This window comes from Acidovorax sp. KPB24-07, assembly GCF_057543315.1.
This window is the reverse complement of the sequence record NZ_BAAJYS010000250.1, coordinates 1-5,323: the sequence shown is the minus strand read 5'-3', so window position 1 is coordinate 5,323 and position 5,323 is coordinate 1. Positions and strand designations below refer to the sequence as shown.

General features: G+C 69.4%; 6 protein-coding genes. 2 read left to right on the top strand and 4 right to left on the bottom strand.

The annotated features are described in order from the left end of the window. The 4 genes from AC27IQ_RS18505 to AC27IQ_RS18490 form a co-directional block, all read right to left on the bottom strand. On the bottom strand, positions 1-1,053 hold a 1,053-nt coding region (locus AC27IQ_RS18505; protein WP_487090339.1), incomplete at its 3' end, for a gamma-glutamyltransferase family protein. A 40-nt stretch (positions 1,054-1,093) separates the two neighbouring features. After that, complete coding sequence (locus tag AC27IQ_RS18500; protein WP_487090338.1) at positions 1,094-2,062, bottom strand: tripartite tricarboxylate transporter substrate-binding protein; 969 nt, start codon at positions 2,060-2,062, stop codon at positions 1,094-1,096. Positions 2,063-2,193: 131 nt separating this feature from the next. Then, positions 2,194-3,105: a DMT family transporter gene (locus AC27IQ_RS18495; RefSeq protein WP_284428963.1), complete on the bottom strand. Its 912-nt coding sequence runs from the start codon at positions 3,103-3,105 to the stop codon at positions 2,194-2,196. Between the two features lie 89 nt (positions 3,106-3,194). Continuing rightward, positions 3,195-4,334: an aromatic ring-hydroxylating oxygenase subunit alpha gene (locus AC27IQ_RS18490; protein WP_284428962.1), complete on the bottom strand. Its 1,140-nt coding sequence runs from the start codon at positions 4,332-4,334 to the stop codon at positions 3,195-3,197. A gap of 298 nt (positions 4,335-4,632) precedes the next feature. Between AC27IQ_RS18490 and xseB the strand changes: the two genes are divergently transcribed. Together xseB and AC27IQ_RS18480 are read left to right on the top strand one after the other, a co-directional pair. Beyond that, complete coding sequence (gene xseB / locus AC27IQ_RS18485; RefSeq protein WP_284428961.1) at positions 4,633-4,875, top strand: exodeoxyribonuclease VII small subunit; 243 nt, start codon at positions 4,633-4,635, stop codon at positions 4,873-4,875. Next, positions 4,860-5,323, top strand: a 464-nt coding sequence (locus AC27IQ_RS18480; protein WP_487090337.1) for a polyprenyl synthetase family protein, incomplete at its 3' end; no start/stop codon positions are given. The genes xseB and AC27IQ_RS18480, both read left to right, overlap by 16 nt.

Below are 5,323 nucleotides of genomic sequence, written 5' to 3'. Positions count from 1 at the left end.
CGCGCCGTGGCCGGGATCGCCCGCGCGCGCCGGATCGATGTGCAGGGCACGCTCGCGCAGGTAGGCCGGGTCCAGCAGGTCGCGCGGCGCCACGCGCATCGCGTCGATGTCGGCGTTGTGCTCGTACAGGTCGGCCAGCGCGAGCTTCATGGCCTCGATGCTGGCATGCACCGTCTCCACGTCGTCCACGGGGCGCGTGCCGATGCCCACGGCGTCGAGCAGCCCCAGCGCGATCAGCGCGGCGATGCCCTGGCCGTTGGGCGGGATTTCATGCACGACCGCGTCGCCGAACGGCTGGCTCACCGTGCCCACCCAGTCGGCCTGGTGCGCGGCGAGGTCGTCCTCGGTCATCGCGCCGCCATTCGCCTGCGCGTGGGCGGCCATCTGGCGGGCCAGCGTGCCGCGGTAGAAGGCCTCGCCACCGGTGTCGGCGATCAGCTCCAGGGTGCGGGCATGCGCTTCGCTGCGGAAGATCTCGCCCGCGCGCGGCGCCCGCCCGCCGGGCATGAAGCACTCCGCGAAACCCGGCTGGGCACCCAGCCGGTCCGCCCCCAGCGCCCACTGCGTGGCGATGATGGGCGAGACCGGAAAACCGCCGCGCGCGTATTCGATGGCGGGCTGCGCCAGTTGCGCGAACGGCAGCTTGCCCAGCCGCTTCGACAGCGCGACCCAGGCCGAGACCGCGCCGGGCACGGTCACGGCGTTCCAGCCGGACTCGGGAATGCCGCCGCGCTGGGCGAAGTATTCGGGCGTCCAGGCCGCCGGCGAGCGGCCCGAGGCATTGAGGCCGTGCAGTTCCTTGCCATCCCACACGATGGCGAAGCCATCGCTGCCGATGCCGCAGCCCGTGGGCTCCACCACCGTCAGCGCCATGGCCGTGGCAATGGCCGCGTCCACCGCGTTGCCGCCGGCCATCAGCATGCGCAGCCCGGCCTGGGCGGCCAGGGGCTGCGAGGCGGAAACGATGTTGCGGCCCATGACGGGGCTGCGGTGCGAGGCGTAGGGCTGGCCCCAGTCGAGGGCGGTGGCGTTCGGTGGGGGCGTTTGGGTCATGTCTTGTCTCCTTGGGTTGGGAAAGGCGCTCGGGGCGGACTCATTGTTCCAGGGTGATCTTGCGCTCGCGGATCACGGCGGCCCAGCGTGCGCTGTCGGCCTGCACCATGGCGGCGAACTGCGCGGCCGTGCTGGGCCGGGCCGGCTCCACGCCCAGCTTGGCCAGGCTGGCGATGACGTCCGGGGCCTGCATGGCCTTGGCGAAGGCCTGGTGGATGCGCTCCACCAGCGCGGGCGGCTCACCGGCCGGTGCGTACACGCCGAACCAGGTCACCGACGAATAGCCGGGCAGGCCGGACTCCGCCAGCGTGGGCAGCTCGGGCGCGAGCGCGCTGCGCTGCTGGCTGGTCACGGCCAGGGCCCGCAGGCGGCCGCTCTTCACGTGGGGCATGCCGGTGGGAATCGAGTCGAACAGCACATGCACCTGGCCCGTCGCCAGGTCGGCAATCGACTGGGCCGTGCCCTTGTACGGCACGTGCGTCATCTCGATGCCGGCCTGCGCGCTGAAGGCCGCGGCATTGAGGTGCACGATGGTGCCGTTGCCGCTGCTGGCGTAGTTGAGCTGGCCGGGGTGCGCCTTGGCGTAGGCGATCAGGTCCGCCACCGATTTGACGGGCAGCGAGGGCGTGACCAGCAGCACGCTGGCGGCGTCCGCCACGTGGGCCACGGGTGTGAAGTCCTTGCGCGGGTCATAGGCCAGGCGCGGCATGAGGTGGGGCGAGATCGCGTGCGTGCTGCTGGTGGTCAGCAGCAGCGTGTAGCCGTCGGCCGGGGCCTTGGCGGCCTCGGCCGCGCCGATGGTGCCGCCCGCGCCGGGCGCGCCATGCTTGGCGCTCAGGTCGCGGTCCAGGTGCGCGTAGAGCGCGCCGGGAATGTGCGATTGGCGGTATTGCTGCTCGCCCAGCGAGGGCTGCGTCAGGTCGAACGTGCAGTCGAAGACCATCCGCGGCGCACCGCTGGCGATGAGGGATTGCAGTTCGGCGGCGGAGATGAGGGTGGTGTACGGCATGGGACTGAATCAATCGGTGGCGGACAGGCCCTTATTGTGGTCCGGCGCGGCGGGGGCGTGCGTCGGACAGGCCTGACGGGCGGTCGCGCCGGGGAAAGGCACCCGACTGCGGCAGCGCCGGATCGGCGGCCTCAGTGCTCTTCGGCCGGCGCACCGGGTGCCGCGCGCGCCCGCAGCACGGTGGCCACGATGCCGCTCACCACGATGAGCGCCATGCCGGCCCAGCCGATGGCGGGGATGTCGTCGCCAAACAGCAGCACGCTGTAAAGCGCCGCGAACACGATGCCCGAATACTGCAGGTTGGCCACCACCAGCGTGCCGCGCGAGGTGCGCGCGGTGGCATAGGCCCGCGTCAGGCACAGCTGGCCGGCCGCCGCCAGCACGCCGATGGGCAGCAGCCACAGGCTGGGCCAGCCCGGCCACTCCGAAGTGCCCGTGAGCAGCAGGCCCGCGCCACCGGCCACCGCCGAGCCCACCGCGAAATAGAACACCGTGCGCGTCTCGGGCTCGCCCAGGCGCGACAGCGCCATCACCTGCATGTAGGCGAACGCGGCGGTGAGGCCCGACAGCAACCCGATCAGGCCGGCGAACATCTGGTGCTGGTCGAGGCTGGGGCGCAGCATCATCACCACGCCGGCAAAGCCCACCATCACGGTGAACACCAGCGTGCCCTGCAGCGGCGGACGCGAACTGCTGCTCGACGGCCGCCAGGCCAGCAGCGCGCCGCCGACGAGGAACGCCGCGATCCACACGCTGCTCATGTAGTTGAGCGTCATCGACGTGGCCAGCGGCAGGTGGGCGATGGAATAGAACCACGAGCCCAGCGAGACCACGCCGATCAGGCTGCGCCAGGCATGCATGCCCGGGTAGTGCGTGCCCAGCTTGACCCGCTGCGAGCGCGCCAGCGCCCACAGGATCGCCATGCCGATGATGCCGCGGTAGCACACCAGTTCGGCCGAGTTGAAGTAGGCCGACGCCACCTTGACGCACACGCCCATGCTGGCGAAGAGGAACGCGGCCAACACCATCCAGAGCGCTTGCATGGGAATGAGGGGGTTTGGAGTAAAAGAGGCCGCATGCCCTAGTGGATCATGCGGTGGTAGCTATTGTTTTTATAGCAATCGGATCGGCGTCAGCGCCGGGGTACCGCATCGCCCATGGCGGCGCGATACCACTCGTGGAAGTGCTGCATGCCGTCCTCCATCGGGCTCTGGTAGGGGCCGACCTCGTTGTCGCCGCGCTCGTAGAGGGCGCGGCGGCCGGCGTCCATGCGTTCGCCGATCTCGTCGTCCTCGATGCAGGTTTCCATGTAGGCGGCCTGCTGGGCCTCGACGAACTCGCGCTCGAAGGCGGTGATCTCCTCGGGGTAGTAGAACTCCACCATGTTCATCGTCTTCGTCGGGCTGACGGGGTGCAGCGTGGAGACGGTGAGCACATGCGGATACCACTCCACCATGATGTGCGGGTAGTAGGTGAGCCAGATCGCGCCGCGTTCGGGCAGCTTGCCTTCGCGGTACTGCAGCAGCACGTCGTGCCATTTGCGGTAGATGTCGGAGCCGGGCTTGCCGAAGGTGGAGGCCACGCCGACCGTCTGCACCGAGTAGTGCTTCTGGAACTCCCAGCTCAGGTCCTCGCAGGTAACGAAATTGCCCAGGCCCGGGTGGAACGGGCCCACGTGGTAGTCCTCGAGGTAGACCTCGATGAAGGTCTTCCAGTTGTAGTTGCACTCGTGCATTTCCACGCGGTCGAGCGAAAAGCCGTCGAAGCTCAGTTCGGCGCGCGGCCCCATGCCGGCCAGATCGGCGCCGATGTCGCGGCCGTTGTCCTCGAACAGGAGGCCGTTCCACTCGCGCAGTCCGTAGTTGTTGAGGTTCAGGCAGGGGTCCTGCGCGAAGTGCGGGGCGCCGAGCAGCTGGCCGCCGGGCGAATACGTCCAGCGGTGCAGCGGGCACACGATGTTGCCGCCCGCATGGCCCTTGCCGTGGCCCTGCAGGGTGCCGCGGCCCTTGAGCATCACCGCCTGGCGGTGGCGGCACACATTGGAGATCAGCTCGACGCCGCCCTGCGCGTTGCGCACGAGCGCACGGCCCTCGCCTTCCTGCGGCAGGGCATAGTAGTCGCCCGCATCGGGCACGGAAAGCTGGTGCCCCACATAGCGGGGCCCGCGCTGGAAGATGGTCTCCAGCTCGCGCTGGAACAGCGCTTCGTCAAAGTAGCTTGAAACTGGTAGTTGGCTTGCGGCCTGCTGCAGTTGAAGACTTAAATCAGACATGGGTGACCTGACCTAAAGACTCCCCACAGGGAGGGTGCGTGAAGTGCACACGGAAAAAAAGAAACCGGCATGCAAGCCGGCCCGAAGGGAATGGGATTGTAGCCGGTGGGGTTATTTCCGCTCCCCCCGTATGTGTATTGGCCGGACATGCTTGAGCGCGCCGGGCAAGGCTTGCGCGCCGATGGTGTCGCCAAGGTGCCAGCCATTTTCCACGTGCCCCCCACCCGCCGCCGCCCGCCCGAAGGAGGGTGCGCCTAAAATCACCCGTTTTACCTGCGCGTTCGCCGCCCCCCGTTCCATGCCCAAGGCCTCCGCCGTTCCCCCGAAACTCCCCGAACCCGCCAGCTACGAAGCCGCGCTGGAAGAGCTGGAGCAACTCGTGGGACGCATCGAGTCGGGCCAGTTGCCCCTGGAACAGATGCTCGCGGGCTACCAGCGCGGCGCGCAGTTGCTGGCCTTTTGCCGCGGCCGGCTGGAAGCGGTGCAGGACCAGATCAAGGTATTGGACGAAGGAGCGCTGCAACCATGGACGCAGGAGTGACCCCCACCATGGCGGCAGTACCGACCCCTCTGGGCCCATCCACCGTGCCCACCCCGCTTCATGCCCCGTTCGACCTCGGCGGCTGGAGCCATGCGCAACTGGCGCGCGTGGAGGACGCCCTGTCGCGCTGGGTATGCAGCGATGCGCCGGCAGGCCTGGGCGAGGCCATGCGCTACGCGGTGCTGGACGGCGGCAAGCGCCTGCGGCCCCTGCTGGTGCTGGCCGCCTCGGAGGCCGTCGGCGGCCTGGACGAAGCGGCCTTGCGCGCGGCTTGCTCGGTGGAGCTGATCCACGCCTATTCCCTGGTGCACGACGACATGCCGTGCATGGACAACGACGTGCTGCGCCGCGGCAAGCCCACGGTGCACGTGCGCTTCGGCGAGGCGCGCGCGCTGCTGGCGGGCGATGCGCTGCAGGCGCTGGCCTTCGGCCTGCTCACGCCGGAGGG